28 protein-coding genes are annotated in these 26,470 nt (G+C 68.1%); 11 read left to right on the top strand and 17 right to left on the bottom strand.

Annotation, left to right across the window (positions count from 1 at the left end; genetic code table 11):
• Positions 1-68: 68 nt before the first annotated feature.
• The gene (locus WFL22_RS00220; protein ID WP_336652758.1) at positions 69-1,607 is read right to left on the bottom strand and encodes a sensor histidine kinase; all 1,539 of its coding nucleotides are present in this window, start codon (positions 1,605-1,607) and stop codon (positions 69-71) included.
• A 462-nt stretch (positions 1,608-2,069) separates the two neighbouring features.
• Here WFL22_RS00220 and WFL22_RS00215 point away from each other — a divergent pair, with 462 nt between their 5' ends.
• Positions 2,070-2,468 carry an Rv3235 family protein gene (locus WFL22_RS00215; RefSeq protein WP_336990967.1) on the top strand — a complete coding sequence of 133 codons (399 nt, stop codon included), beginning with the start codon at positions 2,070-2,072 and terminating at the stop codon, positions 2,466-2,468.
• A 111-nt stretch (positions 2,469-2,579) separates the two neighbouring features.
• On the opposite strand, the gene rlmB is transcribed toward WFL22_RS00215, so the two are convergent.
• The 3 genes from rlmB to phoU form a co-directional block, all read right to left on the bottom strand.
• Positions 2,580-3,569, bottom strand: a complete 990-nt coding sequence (gene rlmB, locus WFL22_RS00210; protein WP_336652760.1) for a 23S rRNA (guanosine(2251)-2'-O)-methyltransferase RlmB — start codon at positions 3,567-3,569, stop codon at positions 2,580-2,582.
• On the bottom strand, positions 3,566-5,026 hold the full coding sequence (gene cysS / locus WFL22_RS00205) for a cysteine--tRNA ligase (protein WP_336652761.1): 1,461 nt from the start codon (positions 5,024-5,026) through the stop codon (positions 3,566-3,568). Before cysS ends, rlmB begins: the two co-directional genes overlap by 4 nt.
• Positions 5,027-5,115: 89 nt before the next feature.
• Positions 5,116-5,757, bottom strand: coding sequence for a phosphate signaling complex protein PhoU (gene phoU, locus WFL22_RS00200; protein ID WP_336652762.1), 642 nt, complete (start codon positions 5,755-5,757; stop codon positions 5,116-5,118).
• A 138-nt stretch (positions 5,758-5,895) separates the two neighbouring features.
• On the opposite strand from phoU, the gene WFL22_RS00195 reads away from it, so the two are divergent.
• Both WFL22_RS00195 and WFL22_RS00190 read left to right on the top strand, forming a co-directional pair.
• Complete coding sequence (locus WFL22_RS00195; protein ID WP_336652763.1) at positions 5,896-7,110, top strand: sensor histidine kinase; 1,215 nt, start codon at positions 5,896-5,898, stop codon at positions 7,108-7,110.
• A gap of 22 nt (positions 7,111-7,132) precedes the next feature.
• The gene (locus WFL22_RS00190; RefSeq protein WP_336652764.1) at positions 7,133-7,828 is read left to right on the top strand and encodes a response regulator transcription factor; all 696 of its coding nucleotides are present in this window, start codon (positions 7,133-7,135) and stop codon (positions 7,826-7,828) included.
• Between the two features lie 107 nt (positions 7,829-7,935).
• Here WFL22_RS00190 and WFL22_RS00185 read toward each other — a convergent pair whose 3' ends face one another.
• A complete protein-coding gene (locus tag WFL22_RS00185; RefSeq protein ID WP_336990965.1) occupies positions 7,936-8,517 on the bottom strand; it encodes a DNA modification methylase in 582 nt (193 codons plus the stop codon).
• A 163-nt stretch (positions 8,518-8,680) separates the two neighbouring features.
• On the opposite strand from WFL22_RS00185, the gene WFL22_RS00180 reads away from it, so the two are divergent.
• The 3 genes from WFL22_RS00180 to ispF all read left to right on the top strand — a co-directional run bounded on the left by WFL22_RS00180 (position 8,681) and on the right by ispF (position 10,568).
• On the top strand, positions 8,681-9,166 hold the full coding sequence (locus WFL22_RS00180) for a CarD family transcriptional regulator (RefSeq protein WP_017883579.1): 486 nt from the start codon (positions 8,681-8,683) through the stop codon (positions 9,164-9,166).
• Between the two features lie 125 nt (positions 9,167-9,291).
• Positions 9,292-10,065, top strand: a complete 774-nt coding sequence (gene ispD / locus WFL22_RS12415) for a 2-C-methyl-D-erythritol 4-phosphate cytidylyltransferase (RefSeq protein WP_442918946.1) — start codon at positions 9,292-9,294, stop codon at positions 10,063-10,065.
• On the top strand, positions 10,062-10,568 hold the full coding sequence (gene ispF, locus WFL22_RS12410; protein WP_442918945.1) for a 2-C-methyl-D-erythritol 2,4-cyclodiphosphate synthase: 507 nt from the start codon (positions 10,062-10,064) through the stop codon (positions 10,566-10,568). The genes ispD and ispF overlap by 4 nt, the downstream gene beginning before the upstream one ends.
• Positions 10,569-10,633: 65 nt before the next feature.
• Here the strand turns inward: ispF and purM are convergent, their stop codons facing one another.
• Positions 10,634-11,743, bottom strand: coding sequence for a phosphoribosylformylglycinamidine cyclo-ligase (gene purM / locus WFL22_RS00170; protein ID WP_336652768.1), 1,110 nt, complete (start codon positions 11,741-11,743; stop codon positions 10,634-10,636).
• Positions 11,744-11,889: 146 nt separating this feature from the next.
• On the opposite strand from purM, the gene purF reads away from it, so the two are divergent.
• Positions 11,890-13,350 carry an amidophosphoribosyltransferase gene (purF, locus tag WFL22_RS00165; RefSeq protein ID WP_336990963.1) on the top strand — a complete coding sequence of 487 codons (1,461 nt, stop codon included), beginning with the start codon at positions 11,890-11,892 and terminating at the stop codon, positions 13,348-13,350.
• Between the two features lie 78 nt (positions 13,351-13,428).
• Here the strand turns inward: purF and tatA (WFL22_RS00160) are convergent, their stop codons facing one another.
• The 4 genes from tatA (WFL22_RS00160) to WFL22_RS00145 form a co-directional block, all read right to left on the bottom strand.
• Positions 13,429-13,692: a twin-arginine translocase TatA/TatE family subunit gene (gene tatA / locus WFL22_RS00160; RefSeq protein WP_336990961.1), complete on the bottom strand. Its 264-nt coding sequence runs from the start codon at positions 13,690-13,692 to the stop codon at positions 13,429-13,431.
• Between the two features lie 31 nt (positions 13,693-13,723).
• Positions 13,724-14,005 (bottom strand): twin-arginine translocase TatA/TatE family subunit, encoded by a 282-nt coding sequence (gene tatA / locus WFL22_RS00155; protein ID WP_336990959.1) that lies wholly within the window; start codon positions 14,003-14,005, stop codon positions 13,724-13,726.
• Positions 14,006-14,037: 32 nt separating this feature from the next.
• Positions 14,038-14,439 (bottom strand): hypothetical protein, encoded by a 402-nt coding sequence (locus tag WFL22_RS00150; RefSeq protein ID WP_336990957.1) that lies wholly within the window; start codon positions 14,437-14,439, stop codon positions 14,038-14,040.
• A gap of 91 nt (positions 14,440-14,530) precedes the next feature.
• Positions 14,531-14,884 carry a sterol carrier family protein gene (locus tag WFL22_RS00145; RefSeq protein WP_336652773.1) on the bottom strand — a complete coding sequence of 118 codons (354 nt, stop codon included), beginning with the start codon at positions 14,882-14,884 and terminating at the stop codon, positions 14,531-14,533.
• A 42-nt stretch (positions 14,885-14,926) separates the two neighbouring features.
• On the opposite strand from WFL22_RS00145, the gene purD reads away from it, so the two are divergent.
• Complete coding sequence (gene purD, locus WFL22_RS00140; RefSeq protein WP_336990956.1) at positions 14,927-16,189, top strand: phosphoribosylamine--glycine ligase; 1,263 nt, start codon at positions 14,927-14,929, stop codon at positions 16,187-16,189.
• 82 nt (positions 16,190-16,271) lie between these two features.
• Here purD and WFL22_RS00135 read toward each other — a convergent pair whose 3' ends face one another.
• Complete coding sequence (locus WFL22_RS00135) at positions 16,272-17,159, bottom strand: SRPBCC family protein (protein WP_336990954.1); 888 nt, start codon at positions 17,157-17,159, stop codon at positions 16,272-16,274.
• 191 nt (positions 17,160-17,350) lie between these two features.
• Here WFL22_RS00135 and WFL22_RS00130 point away from each other — a divergent pair, with 191 nt between their 5' ends.
• From WFL22_RS00130 to purQ, 3 genes are all read left to right on the top strand, one after another.
• The gene (locus WFL22_RS00130; RefSeq protein WP_336990953.1) at positions 17,351-18,259 is read left to right on the top strand and encodes a phosphoribosylaminoimidazolesuccinocarboxamide synthase; all 909 of its coding nucleotides are present in this window, start codon (positions 17,351-17,353) and stop codon (positions 18,257-18,259) included.
• 90 nt (positions 18,260-18,349) lie between these two features.
• Positions 18,350-18,607, top strand: coding sequence for a phosphoribosylformylglycinamidine synthase subunit PurS (purS, locus tag WFL22_RS00125; RefSeq protein ID WP_336652777.1), 258 nt, complete (start codon positions 18,350-18,352; stop codon positions 18,605-18,607).
• Entirely contained in the window at positions 18,607-19,311 is a 705-nt protein-coding gene (purQ, locus tag WFL22_RS00120) for a phosphoribosylformylglycinamidine synthase subunit PurQ (protein WP_336652778.1), read from the top strand. The genes purS and purQ overlap by 1 nt, the downstream gene beginning before the upstream one ends.
• 163 nt (positions 19,312-19,474) lie before the next feature.
• Here the strand turns inward: purQ and hemL are convergent, their stop codons facing one another.
• Genes hemL through hemE form a run of 6 tightly spaced genes read right to left on the bottom strand, consistent with a single transcriptional unit; the run spans position 19,475 to position 26,458 of the window.
• Complete coding sequence (hemL, locus tag WFL22_RS00115; protein WP_336990950.1) at positions 19,475-20,800, bottom strand: glutamate-1-semialdehyde 2,1-aminomutase; 1,326 nt, start codon at positions 20,798-20,800, stop codon at positions 19,475-19,477.
• A 14-nt stretch (positions 20,801-20,814) separates the two neighbouring features.
• Complete coding sequence (hemB, locus tag WFL22_RS00110) at positions 20,815-21,804, bottom strand: porphobilinogen synthase (protein WP_336990949.1); 990 nt, start codon at positions 21,802-21,804, stop codon at positions 20,815-20,817.
• Entirely contained in the window at positions 21,801-22,652 is an 852-nt protein-coding gene (locus tag WFL22_RS00105) for a uroporphyrinogen-III synthase (RefSeq protein ID WP_336990947.1), read from the bottom strand. The genes hemB and WFL22_RS00105 overlap by 4 nt, the downstream gene beginning before the upstream one ends.
• Positions 22,649-23,800: a hydroxymethylbilane synthase gene (hemC, locus tag WFL22_RS00100; RefSeq protein ID WP_336990945.1), complete on the bottom strand. Its 1,152-nt coding sequence runs from the start codon at positions 23,798-23,800 to the stop codon at positions 22,649-22,651. The genes WFL22_RS00105 and hemC overlap by 4 nt, the downstream gene beginning before the upstream one ends.
• A complete protein-coding gene (hemG, locus tag WFL22_RS00095) occupies positions 23,797-25,350 on the bottom strand; it encodes a protoporphyrinogen oxidase (RefSeq protein WP_336990943.1) in 1,554 nt (517 codons plus the stop codon). Before hemG ends, hemC begins: the two co-directional genes overlap by 4 nt.
• The gene (gene hemE, locus WFL22_RS00090) at positions 25,340-26,458 is read right to left on the bottom strand and encodes a uroporphyrinogen decarboxylase (protein ID WP_336990941.1); all 1,119 of its coding nucleotides are present in this window, start codon (positions 26,456-26,458) and stop codon (positions 25,340-25,342) included. The genes hemG and hemE overlap by 11 nt, the downstream gene beginning before the upstream one ends.
• Positions 26,459-26,470 lie beyond the last annotated feature (12 nt).

Raw genomic sequence — 26,470 nt, 5'->3', positions numbered from 1 at the left:
GCAGAACCAGCACTCAGGCTAGCCCCAGCCGCAGGACCAGCACTCAGGTTAGCCCCAGCACCCTCCGTCTACGGCAGCACTCGGGGGTTTTCACGCGTCGTCGTGGGGATGCGGGGAATCTCTCGCGTCTGGGCAGAGATCCAGTGCAAGGGCACCTGCACGGCCACACGAGTGCCGCCCCCGGCGTCGGGGCCCCAGACGATGCTGCCGCCCAGTTCGCCTTCGACCAGGGTGCGCACGATCTGGGTTCCGAGACCGTCGCCGACGGTGCCGCCGGGCAGGCCGGTTCCCGTGTCGATAACTTCCACCGAGAGCCTGTCGTCACTGCGGTTGGCCTTGATGAGCACTTCGCCCTCGCGACCGGCGAGGCCGTGCTCTACGGCGTTCGTCACGATCTCCGTAAGGGCCAGCGCGAGCGGGGTGGCGTACTCCGAGGGAAGCTCGCCGAACTCGCCTTCCTTGCGCAGGTGCACTGTGGTGTTGTGCAGGCTGGCGACCTCGGCGGCGAGCCCCAGCACACGGTCGAACACCACGTTGAAGTCGACGATCTGCGACAGCCCCGTCGAAAGCGTGTCGTGCACCACGGCGATCGCGGCGACGCGGCGCATGGCCTGACCGAGCACCTGCTTCGCCTCTTCGCTGCGGGCTCGTCGCGCCTGTACTCGCAGCAGCGAGGCGACAGTCTGCAGGTTGTTCTTCACCCTGTGGTGAATCTCGCGGATCGTGGCGTCTTTGGTGATCAGTTCTTGAGCCTGCTGTCGCAACTCGGTCACATCGCGGGTGAGCACGATGCCGCCCACGCGGGCTCCGTCACGGATCACCGGGATCGACCTGAGATTCACGGTGCGTCCGCGCGCGGTGATCTCGCCACGCTTCGCCACCTTGCCCTGGGCGATAAGCGGCAGCGACTCGTTGGTGTCGAACTGCCCCTTGACGATTTCAGCAATCACCTCAGCGAAGTTTTCGCCCTCGAGCTCGTCACGGAAGCCGAGCCTGTTGAAGATCGTCTGCGTGTTGGGGCTCGCGAACGTCGCGGTTCCTTCAAGGTCAATGCGCACGAGTCCGTCCGAGGCGCGCGGTGCGCCGTGCTCACGACCGGCGGAGGTGCCCGGCGACGGGAAGAGACCGTGCTGGATCATCGCGAACATGTCGTCCGAGACCTCGCGGAATGCCGCACCGATCCGCGACGCCTTCTGGGTGTCGGCGACGCTCGTGTGCACTGTCGCAACCGCGAAGGGGCCATGCTCACCGTTCTCGGTTCGGCGGCTCACCGAGTAGGCGGAGAGACGCATCGGGTTTTCCTCGTACCAGGCGGGTGATGTCGAGATGACGGGTTCGCCGGTGCCCATCGCCTCGTCGACGAGTTCGCGCCAGTCCGGGCGCAGAAACTCACCGATCACGTCGCGGTAGAACAGCGTGACCGAACCGGCCGGGCGACTGTGCGCCACAGCGAGGTAGTCGCCGTTCTCCGTGGGCACCCACAGCACGACATCGCTGAGGGCGAGGTCGGCGAGCAGCTGCCAGTCAAGGGCGAGCAGCTCGAGCCACTCGATCTCCTCTTCGTTCAGGGTCGAGTACTTCGTCGCGAGATCACGCAGAGTAGCCACCCCCTCAGCCTAGGGCACCACAACCTCAGGAAAACCAATTTTTCCCACCACCGAAATGCGGGTGCAGCCTCTCACCGTCCACACGTTGGCCCAGATCCTCCGCATTTCAAGCAAACTGACAGAACTACAACTCAGCACAGATATAACACAGCTTCTTTGACCAGTTTCCAAACGCACTTGACTGGCATAACTGGGTGTTCTCTAGCATGGACCTTCCACTGACTCCACGACATCTGCCGCTGAAGTCACGACGATGCACCGTCGCATCATCGCCTGGCGCGACATTCGCCGGGTTGAAAGGAGACCGCTATGTCATCTTCCGCCGCTCTCAGGCCAGCCAGCAGCACTCAGGTGCGCGCAAGTCCTCCGCCAGCTTCCGAGCGAGTTGCGCAGCCCGCACCCGCTCCCCCTCCCGCTCCCGCCGCTACAGAACGCAGCAGCCCAGCCCGGCACCTGCGCGCGGTGCCCGCACTCACGGCTCCTGCCCTTGACCGAGCCGCGGACCCGCCCTCCGATAGCCTCATTCCCGCCCCGCCTCCGCAACTGATCCAGAAGCTTGCGCTCTACGCCTTTGAAGCACTCGAAGGCACTCGCGCGATTGCACAGCTCGGCGGCTGGGTCACTCCCGCAGTCGTGCAGCAGCTGCAGGAACGCCGGGCGGCCCGCACCGAGCGACGCACGCTCTACCACGACGAACGCCGCATCGTCGCGACTCCAGGCCGCGCGCATATCGGGCGCCCACTCCCGCACATCATCGAGGCAACCGTCGTGCTCTACGCCCAGCCACGGTCATGCGCCGTCGCGCTGCGCTTCGAGCACTGCGCCGGTCGGTGGCGAGCCACCGACCTCACAGTACTGTGAGACGACCCGGCGCAGCTCGCACGCGATCGCGCACGAACGCTCGCTCCAGGCGCGGGTGTGGGGGCCCCGAAATCGAGGCCCACACACCCGCAAACCAAGCGGGCGAAACCACTACTCAGCGCGAAGCTTCGCCACCTCGTAGAGCGCCACACTCGCCGCGATACCCGCGTTGAGCGACTCGGTTGCAGAGGAGATCGGGATCGACACGACGGCGTCGCAGTGCTCGGTGACGAGACGCGACAGGCCCTTGCCTTCGCTGCCGATCACGAGCACGAGCGGGCGATCGGCCAGTTCGAGCCCGGGCAACGAAACATCGCCGCCGCCGTCGAGCCCCAGCACGAACACGCCCTGCTTCTTGAACTCTTTGAGCGTCTGGGTAAGGTTCGATGCCATCGCCACGGGGATACGGGCCGCGGCACCGGCAGAGGTCTTCCAAGCGGCCGAGTTGAGGCCGGCGGAGCGGCGCTGGGGCACCACGACGCCCTGCCCGCCGAAGGCTGCGGTAGAGCGGATGATCGCCCCCAGGTTGCGGGGGTCGGTCACGCCGTCGAGTGCGACGATCAGCGGCACCTGATTGCGGGCGATGATCTCGTCGAGCATTTCGAGGGGGTGCGCGTACTCCATCGGAGGCACCTTGAGCACAACACCCTGGTGCACCGTGTCGCGCTCGGTCATGCGATCCATCTCGGGACGCATTACTTCGAGCACGGGCAGGTTGCGGTTCGTCGCGAGGCGCAGGATCTCACGCGTGCGATCGTCCATCTCGATGCGAGCGGCGATGTACAGCGTGGTAGCGGGGATACGGGTGCGCAGCGCTTCGAGCACCGCATTGCGGCCGGTGACCAGCTCCGACTCGTCCTTCTTCGACCCGCCGCGACCACGCTCAGGCGAACGACCCGAGCCGCCCGCGTGCCGCAGCTTGGCAGCTTCGTAGCGCTCACGCGACTTCTTGGCCTTGTATGCGGCGTGATACTCGCGGTCTTCGGCGCGAGGTGTGGGGCCGCGGCCTTCAAGGGCTTGACGCCCCTGCCCGCCCGAGCCCACGGCCTTGCCGAGACCCTTCTTGCGCACGGCGCCGGTACGGCTCTTCTTATTACTCATGACAGGCTCCAGCGAGTTCCGTTCGGGGTGTCTTCCAGCGCGATGCCGGCTGCCAGCAAGCGGTCGCGAATTGCGTCACTTGCGGCGAAGTCTTTGTTCTTGCGGGCCTCGGCGCGCTCATTGGCGAGCTGCTGCACGAGTGCATCGAGCGCGGATGCGCTCGCGTGTTCGCTAGCGGATCCGCCTGCGGCGCCGGCCCACGACGCTGCGCGCGGGTCGAGGCCGAGCACGTCGAGCATAGCGGCGAGCTCTGTGGCGCGGGCCACCGCGGTAGCGGCGTCGCCGGAGTCGATCGCGGCGTTGCCGGCGCGCACGGCACCGTGCACAGCCGCGAGCGCCTGTGGCACGGCGAAGTCGTCGAGCATCGCTTCGACGAACGCCGAGGGCAGTCGCTGCGCGGCACCGGTCGCACCGGGTGCGGGAATCTGCTCGGCTCCTTCGAGTTCAGCTGCGCGCTCCAGGAAGCTCTCGATCCGCGAGAATGCAGCATCCGCTTCTGCGAGCGAGTGCTCCGAGAACTCGAGCACCGAGCGGTAGTGGGCGGATCCGAGGAAGTAGCGCAGCACGATGGGTCGCGCGGCAGCGAGCAGATCCGCTGCGAACAGCGAATTGCCCAGCGACTTCGACATCTTCTGGCCGCCGGTGTTCACAAGGCCGTTGTGGATCCAGTGGCGTGCGAAGGGGTGCCCTGCCGCCTGGGATTGCGCCAGCTCATTCTCGTGGTGCGGGAAGCGCAGATCGAGCCCACCGCCGTGAATGTCGAATTCCTCGCCGAGGTAGCGCGTCGCCATCGCCGAGCATTCGATATGCCAGCCCGGCCGGCCACGCCCCCACGGGGACTCCCACGAGGCCGATACCGGCTCGTGCTCGCGGTGCGCCTTCCACAGCGCGAAGTCTTGCGGGTTGCGCTTGCCCCCAGCGTTCGCAGAATCGGCGGCGTCTTCCATCTGCTCACGGCTCTGGCGCGTCAACGCACCATACGCAGGCCAGCTGGCGGTATCGAAGTAGACGCTGCCGGAACCGTCGGTGGCCGCATAAGCGTGGCCGCGCTCGACGAGCCGTTCGATGAGCGCCACCATCTCGGCGACGTTCGCGGTCGCCCGCGGCTCGTAGCTGGGCGGCAGCACGCCGATGGCGTCGTAGGCTGCAGAGAAGTCACGCTCTACCCGATAGGCGAGCGCCCACCACTGCTCGCGTGAGCCTGTCTGCTGCGCCGCGCGAGCATTGTCGAGGATCTTGTCATCAATGTCGGTGACATTGCGGATCAGCGTGACCTCGTGCCCGGTCGCCGTGAACCAACGTCGCATCTGGTCGTAGACGAGCGCGCTGCGCAGGTGCCCGATGTGCGGGGCCGACTGCACGGTCGGGCCGCAGACGTAGAGGCCGATCCTGCCCGCCTCGCGGGGCTCAAGATCGACGACCTGCTGCATGCGCGAGTCGTAGATGCGTTGTTTCACCCTCTAAGCCTACCTGCGGCCGGCCGCACGGCAGACGCGGATGCGACAGACGCGCGATCGATCCCTGGCGCGGCGAACCTCAGCGCGCCTCAGTCGAGGGTACCGCTGAGGAAGAACTGCACCTGCTTCGCGATGCTCACCGCGTGATCGCCGAAACGCTCGTGGTAGCGGCTCGCGAGCGTCGCATCGACGGCCCCCATCGGGTTGTCGGCGAGCTTGTCGCTGAGCACCTTCTCGAAGACCTTGGCGTGCAGCTCGTCGAGATCGTCGTCGAGATCGCGCACCTCCTCGATGACCCGCGCATCGAACGCGCTGAGCAGCTCGACAATCTTGCTCGCCATTTCGACATCGAGCGCCCCCATGCGCACAAAGATCTTCTTCAGCCCCTTGGGGATTGCGCTCTCGGGGTAGCGGTAGCGGGCGAGCTGCGCAATGTGCTGCGCCAGGTCACCCATACGCTCCAGCGATGCACTCATGCGCAGCGCACCGACCATAAGGCGCAGATCGGAGGCAACGGGCTGCTGCCGGGCGAGGATGTCGATCGTGAGCTGGTCGAGCTGCGCCGCGAGCACGTCGATCTCCTCGGCACCGTCGAGCACCTGCTCCGCAAGTGCGACGTCGGAGTTGCCGAAGGCTGCGGTGGCGTTCTCGATCGCCGCCTCTACGAGCTCGGCGATCTTGACCAGGCGCTCCTGCACCTCGCGCAGTTCCTGCTGAAAGACCTCACGCATGCCGTTTCCTCTCTAAATCCTGCACCCAACGGGCACCCTCACCAGTCTGGGCCGGGCCGGTGAACCACGGCGCACGGGCAGGTGAACAACAGTTGAACTCTGAATCTCCGGTCGGGGGCCACCTCTACGATAAAAGACATGGACCCCTCCCTGCTCGTTCTCGCCTCGACGGCGCTGGGTGCGGTTGTCGGCGCAGGCGTCGCCGTCGCCATTCTGAGCATGCGCCGGGCGGGCCGTCTCCGGGCAGCTGAGCTGCGCCCAGAGCTTGAAGAGGTCGCCACCACGATCCTCGACGAAATCGACATGTTCGCAGTTGTGCTCGATTCTTCACTGACCCCCGTATACGCGAACCCGATCGCGCGCCAGGAGCGTCACATCAGCGACGACGACATTCGCAATCCCGAGTTCCTGCAGCGGGTGCGACGGGTGATGACCACGGGCATCCCAGACACCCATGAACCAGATCCGAACGACCCTTCCGATACGGTGCGCATTCATATCGTGCGCATCCAGCGGCGCTTCGCCGTGGTTCTCGCCGAGGATCTCGGCGAAGAACAGCGCGTGAACGCGATGCGACGCGACTTCATCGCGAACGTCAGTCACGAGCTGAAAACCCCGATCGCAGCAATCGGCTTGCTCTCCGAGGCGGTGCAGCAGGCCGCCGACGACCCTGCGGTAGTGCTCGATTTCGCAAAGAGCCTGGTGAAGGAGTCGCGCCGGCTGGGTGAGCTGAGCCGCGACATCATCCAGCTCTCAGAGGCGCAGTCTGCGCTGCGCCCCGAAGACCGCGAATCGGTATCCCTGCGCAACCTCGTGCGCAGTGAGGTCGAGTCGCACCGGGAGTTCGCGGTGCAGCATGGTGTTGAGCTGGTGGTCACCGACGAATCCGATACGGATCGCGATGCCGTGATCCTCGGCCGCCCTGCTTCGCTCGGCGCCGCCGTCGCGAACCTGCTGAGCAACGCGATCAGGCACTCCCCCGACGGCGGCAGGGTGGGCGTGGGCATGACGATCCGCCGCCGCAGCTTCATCGTAACGGTCACCGATCAGGGCGCCGGTATCGCCCCCGAGCACCAAGCCCGCATCTTCGAACGTTTCTACAGGGTCGATGGTGCCCGCACCCGCGGCGACGGCGGCACTGGTCTCGGGCTCAGCATCGCCCGCCACACGATGCGCGCGCACGGCGGAGATGTCGATGTCTGGTCGCAGCCTGGGGTCGGCTCGAGTTTCACGCTCACGTTCCCGCTCCACGATCCCGAGGGCTCGACGAAGAGCTCGAAGCGTGCAAAGAAGGCGCGCCGAGCCACGCGCGGATCCTCCGAGACCGCGTCCGCCCCCGAAGCTGCCCAGTAAGCCCAGAAGAAAGGACCCCGCAGTGGCCCAGCACATTCTGCTCGTCGAAGACGAGGAGTCTATCTCCCGCCCGCTCGCCTTTCTCCTGGAACGGGAAGGCTACCGGGTCACCGTCGTCGACGACGGTGCCGAGGCTGTCACAGTGTTCGGCAGCGCGCGCCCCGACCTGGTGTTGCTCGACCTCATGCTGCCTGGTCTGCCGGGCACGGAGGTCTGCCGCGCGATCCGCCTCACCTCTCGCGTGCCAGTGATCATGCTCACCGCGAAAGACAGCGAGATCGACATCGTGGTGGGGCTCGAACTCGGCGCGGACGACTACATCACGAAGCCCTATTCGACGCGTGAACTGCTCGCGCGCGTGCGGGCGGCGCTGCGGCGTTCGGGCGCAGGCGATGAGGAACGCGAGGAGGAGCTCGACGAGATGGTGCTCGACGAGCTGGGGATCCGCCTCGATTCGGAGCGTCACGCAGTGACGGTGCGCGGCGAGGAGATCGCGATGCCGCTGCGCGAGTTCGAGCTGCTGGAGATGCTGATGCGCCACTCGGGGCGGGTGCTGACACGTGGCCAGCTCATCGACCGTGTCTGGGGCAGCAATTATTACGGCGACACCAAAACACTCGATGTGCATATCAAGCGGATCCGGGCGCGCATTGAAGAGGAGCCGTCGAAGCCGACGCTCATCTCGACGGTGCGCGGAGTGGGCTACCGCTTCGGCTGATCGCGCACGATGCTCGCCCCTTGCTCTGCCCGAGGGAATCAGCCGAGATACACGAAGCGCCCCCGGATCCTCGGATCCGGGGGCGCTTCGTGTGTGGGGCTTCGCCCTTACTGGGGCTGGTCCTCGTTGTTGTCGGAGATGTGCGACTCCGCCGCTTCCTGCTGCTTCTCCGTGGACTGCTCGGCCTTCTTGCTGGGGCCGCTGAAGTCGGCGGGCAGCACGTAGTCGCGGTACTCGGCGAGCGTGCCGTCGAGCACGGGAACCTGGTACTCGACCTCGGGGCTGCCTGCGGCCTGGAAGTAGGCGGCGACAGTCGCACCGGGGGTCAGGCCGGGCAGCGATACGAGCACGGGGGTCTGCTCGCCATCAGGGTTGCCGAAGCGGGTGTTGCCCGTGGGGATCTCGAACTCGGCGCTGGCGGCGGCCGAGCCCTTGCCCACGAAGTTGATGATGAGCTTCTGCACGCTGCCGCTGCGGTTGACGGCGCTGAACACCACGTTGAAGTTCTCACCGGTCTCGTCGGCGATGAGCATGATGTTGCGCACGTCGACGTTCTTGGTGGAGATGTCGCGGCCATCGCTGGGCGCGTAGGGCGCGGTGGTGCCCTGGGGTGCGATGAGGCTGCATCCGGTCGCGCCGAGCGCGAGCGCCGCCGCGAGAGCGATGGACGAGGCGATCCGAATCTTCAAGAGGTCCTCCGAGCGGTGGTTCGATGACATGCGTCGCATACGCGATCACAGTTTGAACTCATCATACCGGTCCCGGTTTGCCACGTGCAGCTTAGGTAAGCCTAACTCTGAAGTGACGAGTGTGGTATTCTAGTACTTGAACTGCTGTAAAGGAGCCAACTCGATGCAATTTGAGGTCGGAGAGACCGTCGTCTTCCCCCACCACGGTGCCGCCAGGATCATCGATGTCAAGAAGCGCAAGCTCGGCGGTGAAGAGAAGCTCTTTTTGAAGCTGCAGGTCGATCAGGGCGATCTCACCATCGAGGTCCCGGCCGAGAACTGCGAACTCGTCGGTGTGCGCGATGTCATCGACAAAGAAGGCCTCGAGCGTGTGTTCGAGGTGCTGCGCGCCCCCTTCACCGAAGAGCCGACCAACTGGTCGCGCCGCTACAAGGCCAACACCGAGAAGCTCGCCTCCGGCGATGTGATCAAGGTGTCAGAGGTTGTGCGCGATCTGTGGCGCCGCGACCAGGAAGTGCGCTCGCTCTCCGCCGGCGAGAAGCGCATGCTCGCGAAGGCTCGCCAGATCCTGGTCTCCGAACTCGCGCTCGCCGAGAAGACCGATGAGGAGAAGGCCTCCGAGGTGCTCGATCAGGTGCTCGCCTCCTAAACCGAACACACCTCGGGATCCCCCATCCCACCACGTGAAACGCCCCGCCCCGTGCGGGGCGTTTCACGTTTCCTGCGCCCTGCAGAAGCCGAGCGACAGCCCGCCTTGCCGGGTACGCTGGGGCTATGAGCCCCCTCACGAACGACGTTCCCGGAACCACCCCGCACGAACTGCCGTCTCTGGGCGTCGTGCTCGTCGCCGCGGGTCGCGGTGAACGGCTCGGCGCAGGGGCACCCAAGGCCTTTGTCGAACTCCGCGGCCGAGCCCTCCTCGAATTCGGGATCGGCGTCGTCACCTCCCTCCCTCACCTCGGGCACCTCGTGGTGGTCGCCCCCGAGTCGCACGCAGCTCAAGCGCTCGACATCGTCGAGCAGGTGCTTCCCGCAGCATCTTCCTGGGAGGTCTCCGTGGTGCCCGGCGGGCGCGAACGCCACGAATCGGTGCGGTTCGGCCTCAACGCACTCCCCGACAGCGTCGAAACCGTGCTGGTGCACGATGCCGCCCGACCCTTCGCAAGCGCTGCGCTCTTCGAGCGGGTCATCACGGAAGTGCGCCGCACCGGCGACGCTGTGGTGCCGGCGCTTCCCGTTGTCGACACGCTCAAGCGCGTCGACCCAGAGGGGATCGTGCACGAAACAGTAGACCGTGCACCGCTTGTAGCCGTGCAGACACCGCAGGGCTTCGTGCGTGAGACGCTCGCGGCAGCGCACGCCACCGCGCAACTGCAGCACGAGGGCGGGCTCCCCACCGACGACGCCGAGGTGGTGCAGCGCGCCGGTGCGAAGGTGCGAACAGTGCCAGGCGAGCAGCGCGCCCACAAGCTCACCACACCCGCTGATCTCGCGATCCTGGAGCACTTCCTCACGGCCAACCTGCTCGGTCTGGAGGCGGAGGCGTGAGCGCCCCCGCGGAAGTCGCGCACCCCGCCGTGCCGCAGATCCGTGTGGGCACAGGCTTCGACGTGCACGCCTACGATGCGGCCTCGCCGCTGCGCCTCGCCGGCCTCGATTGGCCTGGCGAGCCCGGCCTCTCCGGGCACAGCGACGGTGACGCCGTTTGCCACGCCATTGTCGACGCGCTGCTCTCAGCGGCAGGGCTCGGCGATATCGGCGGCCTGGTGGGTGTCGACCAGCCCGACACCGAGGGAGCTGCAAGCACCAGCTTCGTGCGGCTCGCGCTCGCCAGACTGGCCGCGCAAGGTTGGCAACCGGTCAACGTATCGGTGCAGATCGTTGGCGACAAGCCCAAGTTCGCGCCGCGCCGCGAGGAGGCGCAGCGGATCATGACCGAGCTCGTCGGAGCACCGGTGAGCCTCGGCGCCACCACGAGCGATCACCTCGGTTTCACCGGCCGAGGCGAGGGACTCGCGGCCATCGCCACAGCCCTCATCGTGCGGGCCTGACAGACCCGCAGCCCCGGGTGCTGGATCGCCGCGCTCAGCCGACGATCGGGCACCCGGGCCGAAACTCAGCCCGCGTAGCCGCCCACGAGGCGCACTGCGCCTCCGTCGACGCCCTTTGCGCCCTGTTCGAAGCCTGCGAAGTCGCGCGCCTCGGTCGACACGGTGCCGGCGACCCAGGTATCGAGACCCTCTGCGGTGAGCGCAGCGGCGACCTGCGGGGCGCGATCCGCCGCCACGACAGCGAACATGCCGATGCCGAGGTTCCATGCCCCCTCGAGCGATTCGAGCGTGTGACCGCCGAGCTCTGCAAGATGGCGGAACACGGGCAGCGGCGACCACGAGGCGCGATCCACCTCAACCCACGCCCCCTGCGGCAGCACGCGCGCAAGATTCGCAGCGATCCCGCCGCCGGTGACATGGCTCAGCACGTGGATCGCGCCGTCGAGCGCGGGATCGTCGAGCACGCGCAACAGCGGAGCCGTGTACAGCGCGGTGGGCGTCAGCAGCGCCTCACCGTAGCTCGCCCCCAGATCGTCACTGCGATCGCCGTAGCCGATGCCGCGCTCGGAAAGAATGTGGCGCACCAGCGAGAAGCCATTGGAGTGCAGCCCCGAGGCCGCCATCGCGAGCACCACATCGCCGTGCTGCACAAGCGCGGGCTGCAGCATACGATCAGCCTCCACAACGCCCGTCGCCGCACCGGCGACGTCGTAGTCGTCGGGGCCGAGAAGACCAGGGTGCTCGGCGGTCTCGCCGCCGACAAGAGCCGTGCCCGTGGCCTCGCAGGCCTCGGCGATACCGCGCACGATGTCAGCGATGCGCTGGGGCACCACCTTGCCGCAGGCGATGTAGTCAGTCATGAACAGCGGCTTCGCGCCGACCACCACGATGTCGTCGACGACCATCGCGACAAGATCCTGGCCGATGGTGTCGTGCTTGTCGATGGCCTGCGCGATCGCCACCTTCGTGCCCACTCCGTCGGTCGAGGAAGCGAGCAGCGGGCGCTTGTAGCCCAGCAGAGCGCTCGCATCGAACATGCCGGCGAAGCCGCCGACGCCGCCCAGCACCTCGGGGCCGTGCGTGCGGCCAACAGCCGACTTCATCAGTTCGACGGCGAGGTCGCCCGCCGCGGTATCGACTCCGGACTGGGCATAGATCGACGCGTTTTCGCTCACAACTCCAGCGTACCGTGCCCCAGGGCAGCTTCGGCCTGATCCGCGCGCAGCCTCAGACAGGGCCTCACACACACAGCGGCATGTGGGACACTAGATTCTGCGTCTGCCTGACGCCCCATCGCATCCCAGGGAGCATTCACACAAGCATGTGCGGCATCGTCGGTATCGTCTCGCAAGAACCTGTCAATCAGCAGGTCTACGACAGCCTCCTCCTGCTGCAGCACCGCGGCCAGGACTCCACGGGCATCGCCACGCTCGACGGCGATTTCTTCCACTCGGTGAAGGCAAAGGGCCAGGTGCGCGAGGCCTACCGCACCCGTGACATGCGCACTCTGAAGGGCAATATCGGCCTGGGTCACGTGCGCTATGCCACCCGCGGTTCGGCAGCGGCAGAAGAAGAGGCGCAGCCCTTCTACGTCGGCGCCCCGTACGGCATAATCCTGGTGCACAACGGCAACCTCACCAACACCCGCGAGCTCACCGCCGAGCTCTACAACATCGACCGACGCCACCTCAACACGCACTCCGACACCGAGCTGCTCCTCAATGTGCTCGCGAACGAGCTGCAGGCTGGCATTGCGGGGCTCTCCCTCGACTCTGAGCAGGTGTTCGAGGCGGTCTCCCGTGTGCACCAGCGCGTCGAAGGCTCCTACGCCACCATCGCGCTCATCGCTGGCTACGGGCTGCTGGCCTTCCGCGACCCGAACGGCATCCGCCCGCTCGTGCTCGGCCGTCGCACCGCCGCTTCCGGCGCCGACGAGTGGGTGGTCGCTTCCGAGTCGCTGGTGCTCGAATCAGGCGGATACGAGATTGTGCGCGACGTCGAACCCGGCGAGGCGATCCTTATCTCGCCAGACGGCACGCTGCAGTCGCGCCAGTGCGCAGAGCGCACCCGCCTCGTGCCCTGTGCGTTCGAATACATCTACCTCGCCCGACCCGACTCCGTGCTCGACGGCATCGCCGTGTACGACGCGCGCCTGCGCCTCGGCGACGTGCTCGCCGAGGAGATCGCCGAGCAGCTGCCGGACGTCGAGATCGACGTGGTCATGCCGATCCCCGATTCCGCGCGTCCCAGCGCCATGCAGGTCGCACAAAAGCTCGGCATCGAGTATCGCGAGGGCTTCTTCAAGAACCGCTACGTGGGTCGCACCTTCATCATGCCCGGCCAGGCCGTGCGCAAGAAGAGCGTGCGCCAGAAGCTCAACGCGATGAGCATCGAGTTCAAGGGCAAGAACGTGCTCATCGTCGACGACTCGATCGTGCGCGGCACCACCTCTCGCGAGATCGTCGAGATGGCGCGTGCCGCGGGCGCGAAGTCGGTCATCTTCGCCTCGGCGGCTCCCCCTGTGGTGTTCCCGCACGTCTACGGCATCAACATGCCCTCACGTGCTGAGCTGATCGCGCACGGCCGCAGCAGCGATGAGGTTGCCGCCGAGTTGGGCGCTGACCACCTCATCTACATGAGCGTCGAGGGCATGAACCGCGCCATCATGCAGGGGCAGGACCGGGTCACCGAGCTGGAGCAGAGCTGCTTCACGGGCGAGTACATCGCTGGCAATGTCGACGCAGAATATCTGGCCTGGGTCGAAGCGACGCAGGAAAGCTGACGACCGGGCCCGCACACCGATACACGAAGCGGGGCCGCGCTTAATGAGCGCGGCCCCGCTTCGTGTATCGGTGAACTGTTACGGCTTGTCGCCGGGAGCGGTGTTGCCGCCTTCTCGAGGCTCGGGGCGAGCGGTGTTCGAGTGCCCACTCTCGCTGCTCGGAGATTCGGGGGCACCGTCGCTGCCCTTCTCTGCTGCATCGTCGTTGCGTACTTCCTTTTTGAGGATGCGCATCGACTGGCCCAGGCTCTTCGCCAGGCCCGGCAGCTTCGGCGCGCCGAAGAGCAGCAGCACAATGAAGAGGATGACCACCAGGGTGGGGCCGCTCAGGTTGCCGAACATGCGGGAAGGCTCCGATCGTCAGGTCAGATGGTTATGGCTGCTCGGGTCGCTGCGGCGTGGCTTCCTGCGCTGCGGCCGGAGCCGGAGCGGGAGTGGCCTGTGCGGCGGGAGCGGCCGGAGCCGCAGGGGCTTCGGCGACGGTGTCGGCGCGAGGAGCTGCCGTGTCAGCGTCGTCGTTGCGTACTTCCTTTTTGAGGATGCGCATCGACTGGCCCAGGCTCTTCGCCAGCCCTGGCAGCTTCGGCGCACCGAAGAGCAGCAGGACGATGAAGAGGATGACGATGAGGTGCGCTCCACCCAGGTTTCCAAGCATCGGGTGAACTCCGTTCGTGAGTGATGGGCCGATTATCGCACGTCGCGCTGAATGGCGACACCGACGCCGCTTCCGCGCTTCGCGAGGAACCCGAGAACAATTGAGAAGAGCCCGGCGATACCGAGGCCGATGGCCCCGCCGATGATCGCGCTGATACCCACGGCCTGCGCCATGGTGTACTCCGCGTCTTCTGGCACGGGGAAGAGCAGGCAGGCGAGCATCGCCACAATCGCGCCAAGCACAGCGCCGCCGATCAGCACCCGCCCGTAGCGCACGGTGCGCTGCAGCACCACCTCATGCTCAGTTTCTTCGATCACGGCTTCATGGGTGTCGAGGGCGTCTTCGGCTGGGGCCGGGGCAGCCGGTACGGCCTGCGCGGTCTCTGTTGCGGTTTCGACGGCGGCGCGCTGCTCGCCCGCATCGGGAATGCTCATGCCTCTATTGTCTCAGCCTGCGTCTGTGCGTCACCTCCGATGTTGGCGCGCGGATGCAGTCAGCCGGTCGCGAGCGGTTCTACATCGCAGCTCACGCGAGCGGGAGCAGGCCGTGCAGATCGGCTCGGGATCCCGAGGCAACGACCCGAGCGGTGTCGAGAGCGGTCTCCCAGTCGAGCTGCCCCGTCGCGAGTGCGATCCAGGTAGCCGGGTCGGTTTCGATGACGTTCGGCGGGGTGCCTCTGGTGTGCCGAGGGCCGGCAACGCACTGCGTTGCCCCGAAGGGGGGCACCCGCACCTCGACGGAGTTGCCCGGCGCGCGTTCGGCGAGTTCTTCGAGCAGGTAGCGCACCGCTGTGGCGAGCACAGTGCGCGTGTCTGATCCGGCCCGCGCTGCGGCGAGCGCGGCCAGCCCGTCTTCGATCGACACTTTGCGCTTCGCCACGGCTCCCACTGTAGCGGCGCAGCACCCCACTATCCTGGAACCGTGAAGATTCTCGTCCTGGGCCCCGGCGCCCGCGAACACGCCATCGTCCTCGCCCTCCGCACGGAGTCAGCCGATCACGAGATCGTCTGCGCTCCGGGCAACGCCGGAATCTCGGCGAGCGGGGTCGAAACCCCCGAGCTGGCTTACTCAGACCCAGATGCTGTCGCCGCATTCGTGCGTGAGCGCGGCTTCGATCTCGTGGTGGTAGGCCCCGAGGCTCCGCTGGTTGCCGGTGTCGCGGATCCGCTGCGCGCTGCCGGCGTCCCCGTGTTCGGGCCTGATCAGGCTGCCGCCCAGCTGGAGGGTTCGAAAGCGTTCGCGAAGCGGGTGATGGAGGCTGCCGAGGTGCCCACTGGTCGGGCGACAGGGGTTGCCTCGGTGGAGGAGGCCGCTGCGGTGCTCGACGAGTTCGGCGCTCCCTACGTGGTGAAGGCCGATGGTCTCGCGGCTGGTAAGGGCGTGCTGGTGACTGAGGATCGGGCGGCTGCGCTCGACCATGTGGCGAGCTGGGCACCCCACGGGGAGGTGTTGATCGAGGAGTTCCTCGACGGGCAGGAGGTGTCGCTGTTCTTCTTCGCAGATGGTCACGACGTGCTGCCGCTGACCCCCGCGCAGGATTACAAGCGCATCTTCGATGGCGATGAGGGCCCGAACACGGGCGGCATGGGCGCCTATTCGCCGCTGCCGTGGCTGCCCGGCGGCGTGGATGCGTTCGTCGAGGAGATCACCCGCACGGTAGCGCTGCCGACTGTGCGCCAGCTCGAAGCGGAGGGCACGCCGTTCGTGGGCCTGCTCTACTGCGGCCTCATCGTGACGTCGAAGGGTGTGCGCGTCATCGAGTTCAATGCGCGTTTCGGTGATCCTGAAACCCAGGTGGTGCTGGCTCGCCTCGAATCACCGCTGAGCCGCTATCTGCTGGCTGCGGCGCAGGGCGAGCTTGCGACGCAGCAGGCTCCCGAGTTCTCCGATGAGCCGGCAGTGATCGTAGTGGTGGCGAGCGAGGGCTACCCCGGTGCGGTGAGCACGGGGCGCGCGATCACGGGTATCGCAGACGCCGAGCAGGTGCCCGGCGTGCATGTGGTGCACGCCGCAACGGCACGCGACGCCGAGGGCGGCTGGGTTGCGACAGGCGGCCGGGTGCTCGGTGTGGTCGCCCGCGGTGCCGATTTCGCTGCGGCGCGCGAGCGCGCCTATGAGGCCGTGGGGCGGATCTCGTTCGAGGGTTCACAGCACCGCACGGACATCGCGGCGCGCGTCGCATAGCGCAGCCCCACACGAGAACGGCGCCTGCACCCCTGCTCGGGGTGCGGGCGCCGTTCTCGTGTGAGTGCGAGGGCAGCGCCGCTTAGAGACCTCGGATGAGGGCGTCGAAATCGGGATCGCCGGTGAAACTGTCTGCTTCGGGTTCGTGGCGTCGCTTCGACTGCTTCGGCAGATCGGTTGCTTCGTCACTCGCTTGCGGATCCGCCACGGCATCAGCCACAGGCTCGGCGAGCGCATCGCTCTCGGCAGCCTCAGTCTCGGTGTCGGTCGCCGTACTGCCGTCGGCGGCAGCGTCGTCATCAGCATCTTCGGCATTGATGATCTGCACGGATCCGGTGTCGAGTTCGAGGTGCTCGCCGAGCTGCGGCTCGGCGTCGACCTCAAGCACCAGCTCGCTTTCGGTTTCAAAGACTTCGCCGTCGACTTCTTCGGGCGCGAGCTCGATGGCTCCGGCGGGGGCGCTGTCGGAATCGTCACGCGGCAAACGCGCGACGGGCACGGTTTCGTCGCTCGGAGCTTCGGCGTCGGGCGCCGCCGGGGCGGGCGGGTCTTCTGCGGTGATGATACCTGCGGCAACGCCTGCATCGATCGCCTTCGCCAGTGCAGCGAGCAGCACCTCCCACCCCTGCTGCGAAGCTGCGGCTCTCTCAGCGGGGGCCGGCAGCGCATCGAATCCAGTTTCGGTGACCGTCACTCCGGTTTCTCCGGCCTGGCTGCGCAGTGTCAGCAGCACCGCCGTGTCACGGGTGTCTCCGGCCTCGCGCCAAGTGAAGCCGACGGCGTGGCCCTCCACCCAAACATCCACCTGACCGGCGGCGTCACGGCTGACCGCGTCATCGCCGGAGCCCTCGCTCCAGCGCTCGGCGATGCGGCCGCCGATCCGCGTCTCCAATTCGAGTTCAGGCCACCACTCGGCGCGTCGCACGGGGTCGCTCACGAACGACCACACTCCGGTGCGCGCGGCTCTCATCCGACTCCGAGCCACCACCGGTCCCAGCGGGATCATGTTTCTCCTCAGCGTTACTCACCGGGTCATTCTCTCCCTCGCGTCCGGCTCCCGGCGAGCCTGCAACACGGAGGTTCCCCTCGATAGGAAGCGTAGCCCTACCCGCTGACAAGGAGGTCTCATTCGGGTGGCAATTCGCGTGGAAGAATGGGGTCGTGACCGATATCGCTTCGCCTCAGCAGCTCGCAGCTTGGACGCACATCTATTCAGGAAAGGTGCGCGACCTCTACGTTCCCGCCGACGGCTCCGACGAGCACCTGCTCGTGGTGGCGAGCAACCGCGTAAGCGCCTTCGATCACGTGCTGGAGCCGCCGATCCCGGGCAAGGGTGCGCTGCTCACGGCGCTGTCGAACTGGTGGTTCGCCCGCATCGACCTCCCCAACCACCTCGCCGGTGCCGATGCACCCGCCGTGCCAGCAGAGGTTGCGGATCGAGCCGTGGTGACCCGCCGCCTGGAGATGTATCCGATCGAGTGCGTGGTGCGGGGAGCGCTCACCGGATCCGGCTTCGCCGAATACCAGCGCACGGGCGCGGTCTGCGGCATCGAACTGCCCGCCGGCCTGCAAGACGGCGACCTGCTCGACACCCCCATCTACACCCCCGCCTATAAGGCCCCGCTCGGCGAGCACGACGAGAACATCAGCTACGAGCAGAGCCTCGAGCTCGTCGGCGACAAGGTTGCGTCAGCTCTGCGCGACGCTTCGCTGCGCATCTTCACCGCGGCCCGCGATCTGGCTGCCGAGCGCGGTGTGGTGCTGGCCGACACAAAGTTCGAGTTCGGTCGCGATCCGCGATCCGAAGATCCCGCCGAGTTGGTGCTCGCCGACGAGGTGCTCACGAGCGATTCGTCACGGTACTGGGACGCCTCGGCATACTTCGACGAGCGCAATTCGCGGTCGGATCGCCTGGCCTCCTTCGACAAGCAGATCGTGCGCAACTGGCTCTCGGCCAACTGGGACAAGCAGGGCGAACCGCCGGTGCTGCCAGAGGAGATCGTGTCACGCACCCACGCGCGCTACGCGGAGCTGTACACCCGGCTCACCGGTTCGCCTGCCGGTGAGTGACCAGCACCGCGGCCACGCACCGGCGGATGCGCCTGCCACTGCGGGTAGACTGATGTTCGACTTCTGTGTTCTCGAGTTGGAGGCTCTCTAGTGCCCACGATTGTTGTTGATGTCATGCCGAAGGCCGAACTGCTCGACCCGCAGGGCAAGGCGACCACGGGGGCGCTCGCGCGCCTCGGCCATGGCAAGTTCGAGAACGTGCGCATTGGCAAGCGTTTTGAGTTCACCGTCGAGGGCGAGGTCGACGAGGCCGTGCTCGCCGAGGTGCGTCAGCTCGCCGAGGAGATTCTCTCGAACTCGGTGATCGAAGACGTCGTGGCGATCAGCGTTGACGGCGAGGCTCGCTGATGTCGACCCGCATCGGCGTCGTCACCTTCCCCGGTTCCCTCGACGACCGTGACGCGCAGCGCGCGATCCGCCTCGTGGGTGCTGAGCCCGTGGAGCTGTGGCACGCGGATCACGATCTGCAGGGTGTTGACGCGATCGTGCTGCCCGGTGGGTTCAGCTACGGCGACTACCTCCGGCCGGGTGCTATCGCGGCGGTCTCGCCGATCATGACCGAGGTGGTCGAGGCTGCTGGCAAGGGTATGCCCGTGCTCGGTATCTGCAACGGCTTCCAGGTGCTCGTCGAGTCGCATCTGCTGCCCGGTGGCCTGATCCGCAACGCACACCAGCAGTTCATCCGCCGCGATCAGCGTCTCGTGGTCGAGAACGCCGACACCGCCTGGACCAACAGCTTCGAGCAGGGCGAAGAGATCGTGATCCCGCTCAAGAACGGCGACGGCGGCTTCATCGCCGACGACGAGACGTTGAAGCGTCTGGAGGGCGAGGGGCTCATCGCTTTCCGCTACGCCGGCGTCAACCCCAATGGTTCGCTTGACGATATCGCGGGCCTCACCAACGAGCGCGGCAACGTGGTCGGCCTCATGCCGCACCCCGAGCACGCGGTCGAGCCCGGCTTCGGCCCCGACATGCCCGACGCCATGCGCTCAGGCATCGACGGCCTGCGCTTCTTCGAGAGCGCCGTGGCCGCTCTCGCGGCCCGGGTCTAACACCCGCACGTCGTCACCGTGAGGGGCGGGGATCACTCGATCCCCGCCCCTCACGGCTTTCATGCCCGGCCTCAAGATATGGAATCTGCCGAAAATCGGGCGAATCCGGACCTGAATCCCATATCTTCGACAGATCCCATATCTACGGCGGGGACGGCTCGGGTCAGACCACGGGGGCCGCAGGGACTGCTTCGGCGGCAGCCCTGGCGGCAGCGGGCAGCGCCTCGACCACACGGGAGATCGCGGCTGCGTCGTGGGCAGCGGTAACGAACCACGCTTCGAAGGCGCTGGGTGGCAGATTGACGCCGCCCTCGAGCATGGCGTGGAAGAACGCTCGATGCTGCTGCGTTTCCTGCCGCTGCGCCCCGGCATAATCGTGCGGCCCGTCGGAGAACTCACCAAAGAACACGCTGAACAGCGTGCCCGCACGCTGCACCCGATGCGGCACCCCGGCGGTGTCGAGCGCACGTGACACCTCGCCGGAAAGCACCTCGGCTGCGCGCCCGAGCGCCGCATAGGCGGCGTCATCTGCGTGGCGCAGCGTGGTGAGCCCCGCAGCGACGGCGAGCGGATTGCCAGACAGCGTGCCGGCCTGGTAGACCGGCCCGAGCGGTGCCAGCATCTCCATTAGCTCCGCCCGCCCGCCGAGCGCCGCAAGCGGCAGCCCGCCGCCGACCACCTTGCCGAAGGTGAACAGATCAGGCGCGAGCGCCGACGCCATCCGGGCCCGCTCGATCCCCCAGTAGCCGGAAGCCCCCGCCCGAAACCCCGTGAGCACTTCGTCGAGGATCACCAGTGCGCCGTGCCCGTGCGCAAGCCCGATCATAAACTCCGTAAACCCGGGCTCGGGAGGCACCACCCCCATATTCGCGGCAGCAGCCTCCGCAATCACCGCGGCGATCCGGTCGCCGTGCTCGGCGAACGCCGCCGCCAGAGCTGCCGGATCGTTGTAGGGCAGCACGAGCGTCTGCGCCGCGGTCTCCGCGGTCACTCCCGCCGAGCCGGGCAGCGCGAGCGTGGCAAGCCCCGACCCTGCCTCGGCCAACAGGCCATCGGAATGACCGTGGTAGTGGCCGGCGAACTTCACGATGAGCGGCCGGCCGGTGGCCCCGCGCGCGAGCCTGATCGCCGTCATCGTCGCCTCGGTGCCCGTGGAGACGAGGCGCAAGCGTTCGAGGCCGGGCACCCGCGAAATCATCTCCTCGGCAAGCTCGGCCTCCTCGGGAACCGAAGCACCGAAGCCCAGCCCCCGCGCCGCAGCCGTCTGCACCGCCTCGACCACAGCAGGGTGGGCGTGCCCCAGCAGGGCGGGCCCCCACGAAGCGACAAGGTCGACGTACTCGGTGCCATCGACGTCGGTGACATACGGTCCGCTCCCCGAAACGATGAAGCGCGGGGTGCCACCCACCGAGCCGAAGGCCCGCACCGGGGAGTTCACCCCGCCGGGAATCACACGCTCCGCGCGCTCGGCGAGCTGCGCGCTGCGCATCGCCGATCCGCCCCTCATCGCAGCCACCCCGCAAGCTCCACAGCGAAGTAGCTCAGAATCGCATCGGCCCCCGCACGCTTGATGCCGAGCACCGACTCCTCGACCGCGCGCCGGCGGTCAATCCACCCCTGCGCGGCCGCCGCCTCGATCATCGCCGCCTCACCGGACACCTGATAGGCCCAGACAGGCACCGGGCTCGCCGCCGCGACATCCGAGAGCACATCGAGATAGCTCATCGCAGGCTTCACCATCACGATGTCGGCGCCCTCGGCGATGTCGAGCTCCGCTTCGCGCAGCCCCTCGCGTCGGTTCGCCGGATCCTGCTGATAGCTGCGCCGGTCACCATTGCTCGAAGGATCGGCACCGAGCTGCGAATCGACCGCCTCACGGAACGGCCCGTAGAACGCTGAGGCGTACTTCGCGGAGTAGCCGAGAATCGCGGTGGCCTGATGCCCGGCAGCATCGAGCGCGCCGCGCACCGCCGCGACCTGGCCATCCATCATGCCCGAGAGACCGAGCACCGCCGAGCCGGCCTCGGCCTGTGCGAGGGCCATCGCACAGTACCTGTCGAGGGTGGCATCGTTGTCGACCTCGCCGCGCGCGTCGAGCACCCCGCAGTGGCCGTGATCGGTGAACTCGTCGAGGCAGAGGTCGGTCTGCACGACGAGCGCATCACCGACCTCCTCCGCGACAGCGCGGGTGGCGACATTGAGGATGCCCCCGGGATCGTCGGCGGCGCTGCCGCGGGCGTCGCGCACGGACGGCACGCCAAAGAGCATGATGCCGCCGATGCCAGCAGCGGCGGCATCCGCTGCGGTTCGACGCAGCGAGTCGAGGGTGTGCTGCAGCACTCCCGGCATCGCGGAGATCGCGCGGGGCTCGTCAATGCCTTCACGGACGAAGGCCGGCAGCACCAGCTCGGCGGGATGCAGCCTGGTCTCGGTGGCGAGACGGCGCAGCGCAGGGGTGGCGCGCAGGCGACGCGGGCGGACGGTGGGGATCATGCGGATCTTCCTTCCGGGTGGTGCGGGAGTTCGGGATGGTCGGTAGTGGGCGCAGCCGCACGGTCGAGGAGCGCGGCGAGGGTGTCGAGCAGCCCGTCAGCGGTGTGGCGGGTCGCGACGGCGTCGGCACGGAGTCCGTGAGAGGCGAGCGCCCGAGCTGTCGGGGCTCCGATCGCGACGAGATGGGTGCCCGGCGGGAGCGGCGCGAAGCGGCGGGCGGTCTCGGCGGCGCCGGATCCGCTCATCACGAGGATCGCATCGACAGCCCGCCCCCGGGATTCGAGCCGGGCATCGCGCGGGGTGGGGAGCGTGCGGTACGCGGTGACGCGGTGCGGGGCGTGACCGGCGGCGGTGAGGGCGTGTTCGAGCTCGGTTCCCGCGATCTCGGAGAGCGGCAGCAGCATCTGCTGGGCCGCGTCACTCCCGTCGGCCGTGCCGATCACGGTGAGCAGCGCCTCGGCGAGACCGACCGCAGAGAAGTCGTGGTCTGGCTGCACGGCCACCTCGAAGCCGTGCTCGCGCAGCGCTTCGGCGGTAGCAGGGCCGACAGCTGCTATGCGCCGCATGCCGGGGCGCGCACCCGCCGCGACGACGGCATACACCCCGTTCGCGCTCGTGCAGACGAGCCAGTCGTAGCAGCCCAGGTTCCAACGCTCAACAGCGGCGGCAAGCGCTGCCGGATCCTGCGGCGGCACCGTCGTCGTGAGTGGCACGATGACGGGGAGACCGCCGCGTGTGCGAATGGCCGCCGCGAGCTGTTCGCCTGGGGGGCCGCCGCGCGGCACCAGGATGCGGCACCCCGCCAGATCGGAGGTGGTCGGCCGGCGGCCATTCTGGTGGGAGGTCACGGGGTGGCCTCGGAGCTGGCGGGCTCGGTGTTGCCCGACTCGGGATGCGAGCCCCCGAGCGGGGCGATCTGCGCCGCACCCATGTCGAACAAGCGCCGCGCCACGATTTCTCCCAGGCGGCGCGGTGTCTCGCGGGCTGCGGTAGACGGTGCTGCGGAGTCAGCAGCGGATCCGCCACCCGTGTCGGCGCCGGAAACGACACTGGCACCCCCACCAGCCCCAGCCTCAGCCCCAGCCGCCCAGGGCAACCCCTCCTCGGCGAGCAGCCGCTGGGTTCCGTCGAGGCTCGACACCTCGGCGCGCAGCACCAGGCGTGCATCGTCAACCATGGCTGTGGCGCCGACAGGGGCCGCGCAGCCCGCTTCGAGCGTCGCCAAAACGGCCCGCTCGGCGAGCGCGCACGCCCGCGATTCAGCGTGATCGAGCGCGCTGAGCGCAGCCACGTAGGGGGCGCGGCGCGCATCTTCGCTGCGCACCTCGATCGCGAGGGCACCCTGCCCCGGGGCGGCGGGCGCCTCATCGAGCGGAAAGCGCTCGGTGATCGCTTCCTCGCGCCCCAGCCTGTCGAGGCCCGCGCAGGCCAGCACCACAGCATCGAGATCGACACCCACCCGGCCGAGCCTGGTGTCGACGTTGCCGCGCAGATCGACGACGTCGAGATCTGGTCGCCTGCCGAGCAGTTGCGCGGCGCGGCGCGGCGAGCCGGTGCCCACCCTCGCCCCCGCAGGTAGTTCGGCGAGCGTCAGACCGTCCCGCGCGCACAGCGCGTCTCGAGCGTCGGCGCGCACCGGGATGGCGCCGATTTCGATACCGGGGCACGCGCCCGTGGGAAGGTCTTTCAAGGAGTGCACTGCGAGGTCGCATGCCCCGTCGAGCAGGGCGTCGCGCAGCGCGCTCACGAAAACGCCCGTGCCCCCGAGCTGCGCCAGCGGCGCAGCGGAGACGTCGCCTCGGGTGGTGACGATCACGAGCACGACTTCGAGCCCCGTGGCGACCGAGACCGCCTCTGCCACAGTGGTGGATTGTGCGACGGCGAGGGCGCTGCCGCGTGTGCCGATGCGGATCAGCCCGGGGTCGGCCGCAACAGGGGTGTCGGAGCGGCGCACACGCGGGGTGCGAGGGCCGGTGGCGGTGATGCGATTGGTCATCGCGTGCCTCCTTCGGAATGCGGGGCGGCTGAGTTCAGGGAGTCGAGGACGCTGCGGGCGGCGGCGCGGGCAGCTGGCACGACGGTCGCAAGCCCGGTGCCGCTCACCCAGTCGCCGGTGATCGCGACGCGGGGCGGCGGCACGAGCTCGGATGCGGCGGATCCGGTGGCGGATCCGCGGCCGTCGCCCAATCCGCGAGCCGAACCGGTGCACCACTCGCGACGGCGCATGTCGCGCACGGAGGCTGGGTTGAGCGCGACGCCGAGAATGCGCGACGCATCCGCCACCGCGATCTCGCGCACCTGCTGATCGGGGAGCCCCGCGGTCTCGGGGGCGCTGCCGTGGCGACCGTAGGAGAGTCGCAGAACATGCGGGGTGGGGCCAGGTGCCGTCGCGCGCTTCGGCCACTTCGCCGTGACATGGGTGAGAGCTTTCGCCCGGATGCCGTGTTCTCCCTCGGCGACCAGGGCACCGGTGCCGCGGGGTGCGGCGTCGAGACGAGGGTCGTCGACCGCGAGCAGAACGACTTCAACGCGGGTTTCGGGGTCGGTCGCTGGGGCGCCCAGCAGCGCGCGGGCGGCGGTTTCGGGCACGGCGAGCACGACGGCGTCGAAGCGCAGGACGCCCGTGAGTGCGGTGCTTGGCGGCGCGGTGCGTGTGGTCGCGATGTTCGCGGCGGCTGTGCGGTCAATGCGGACCCGGATGCCGCCTCCGGCAGCGGCGATCTCGCGCACCGCTGTTCCAGTGCGCGTCTCGATGTGCAGACGCTGCAGCTCTGCGGCGAGCGCTTCGACGAGGGAGCCCATTCCGTCTCGCAGACCAGCGACGGCGCCGCCCGCGGCGGAGCGCCCGTGGCGCAGTTCACGGGCGGCCGCGATGAGGGAGCCGTGGCGCTGCAGGGCGGCTGCAAGTCCGGGCACGGCGTCGATCGACAGTTCTTCGGGGTCGGCGGAGTGCACGCCGCGCACCACAGGCCGCACGAGCCTGTCGAGCACGCGCGCGCCGAGTCGCAGGCGCACCGCTCTGCCGAGGGTTGCGCCGCGGCCGAGGGAGCGTGGCAGCAGCGGTTCGATGGCGGCGCGCAGCGCCCCTGCCAGCCCGAGCACGCGCCGCGTGTCGGCCGCGAGCGGAGCTGTGGGGATGCCGACGGCGCCAGCAGCCGGCAGCGGGAGCGCCCGGCCCGCGGAGATCACCCAACTGCCGAGCGGGGCGGGGCGTTCGATGCGGTCGCCGAGGCCGAGATCTCCGAGGAGTGCGGCGACGGCGCCGCCGCGCGTGGCGAAGGCTTCGGCGCCCACGTCGACCGGCACGGATGCGAGGGTGTCGCGCTGCACGCGGCCCCCGATGCGGTCTTGCAGTTCGAAGAGCACAACATCGGCGCCGCCGAGCGCGAGTTCGCGGGCGGCGACGAGCCCCGAGACCCCGCCGCCCACGACAGCCACGCGACGGCCTGAGCTGCCCGCTGCGCAGGCGAGGTCGGCGAATCCGGTGCCTTCAGCACCGTCAACACTCTCAGTGCCGTCAGCGTTGTCATCGACTTCACCGAGCATGCGCGAGCTCTACGATACGGGTGAGCACTTCAGGGTCGGTGTCGGGTGGCACGCCGTGCCCCAGGTTGAGCACGTGGGCGGGGGCGCGGGTTCCCCGGCGCAGCACCTCGTCGAGGTGCGCGACAAGCCGCTCGGGCGGCGCTCCGAGGTAGGCGGGGTCAAGATTGCCCTGCAACGGCACGGTATCTCCGAGTCTGCGGCTCGCCTCGTCGAGCGGGGTGCGCCAATCGACGCCGATCGCGCTCACCCCAACGGCGGCGAGTTCTTCGAGCAGGTGGCCAGAGCCCACTGCGAAGTGGATCGCGGGCACGGTTTCTTCGCACGCGCTGTAGCCATCGCGGTGCGGGTGCCGATACGCGATATGCCGCACGGCGTCGAGGGTGCGTCGGGATGCGGGCGCCACATGGGCGCGGTAGTCGGCGGCGCTGAGCGATCCCGCCCAGGAGTCGAACAGTTGCACCGCACTGGCACCGGCTGAGACCTGCGCTTCGAGAAAGACGCCGCTGAGTTCTGCGGCCCAGTCGAGCAGTTCGCGCCAGGTCTCCGGTTCGGCGTGCATAAGGGTGCGGGCTCGCAGGTGGTCGCGGGAGGGACCGCCCTCGACGAGGTAGGCCGCGAGGGTGAAGGGTGCACCGGCGAAGCCGATGAGCGGTGTGTTGCCGAGCTGTGCGACGGTCAGCGCGACGGCGTCGCGCACGGGGTCGAGGGCTTCCCGAAGGCGATCGGCGGTGAACTCGGCGCGGCAGCGCCTGACGTCGGCGGCGCTGCGAACGGGAACCGCGAACACCGGACCTCGCCCGGCAACGAGATCGACTTCGACGCCCGCGAGTTTCAGCGGCACGACGATGTCACTGAAGAAGACTGCGGCGTCGACGCCGTGCCGCCGCACAGGTTGCAGGGTGATCTCGCTCGCGAGTTCGGGGTTCACGCAGGCGTCGAGCATACGGTGGTCTGCGCGGATGCTGCGATATTCGGGGAGCGACCGACCTGCCTGGCGCATGAACCAGACGGGAACCCGCTCGGGGCGGTGGCCGTTGAGGGCTCTGATCAGAGGGGCGTCGCTCGTTCGGCCATCGACGAGCGGGTGCGAAGCTGGGAGTGAGTTCATCGATCGAGATGC

Source organism: Leucobacter sp. VD1 (genome assembly GCF_037150695.1).
Taxonomy (GTDB): Bacteria; Actinomycetota; Actinomycetes; order Actinomycetales; family Microbacteriaceae; genus Leucobacter.
The sequence above is the reverse complement of the archived record's forward strand: the minus strand, read 5'-3'. Positions and strand labels throughout refer to the sequence as shown.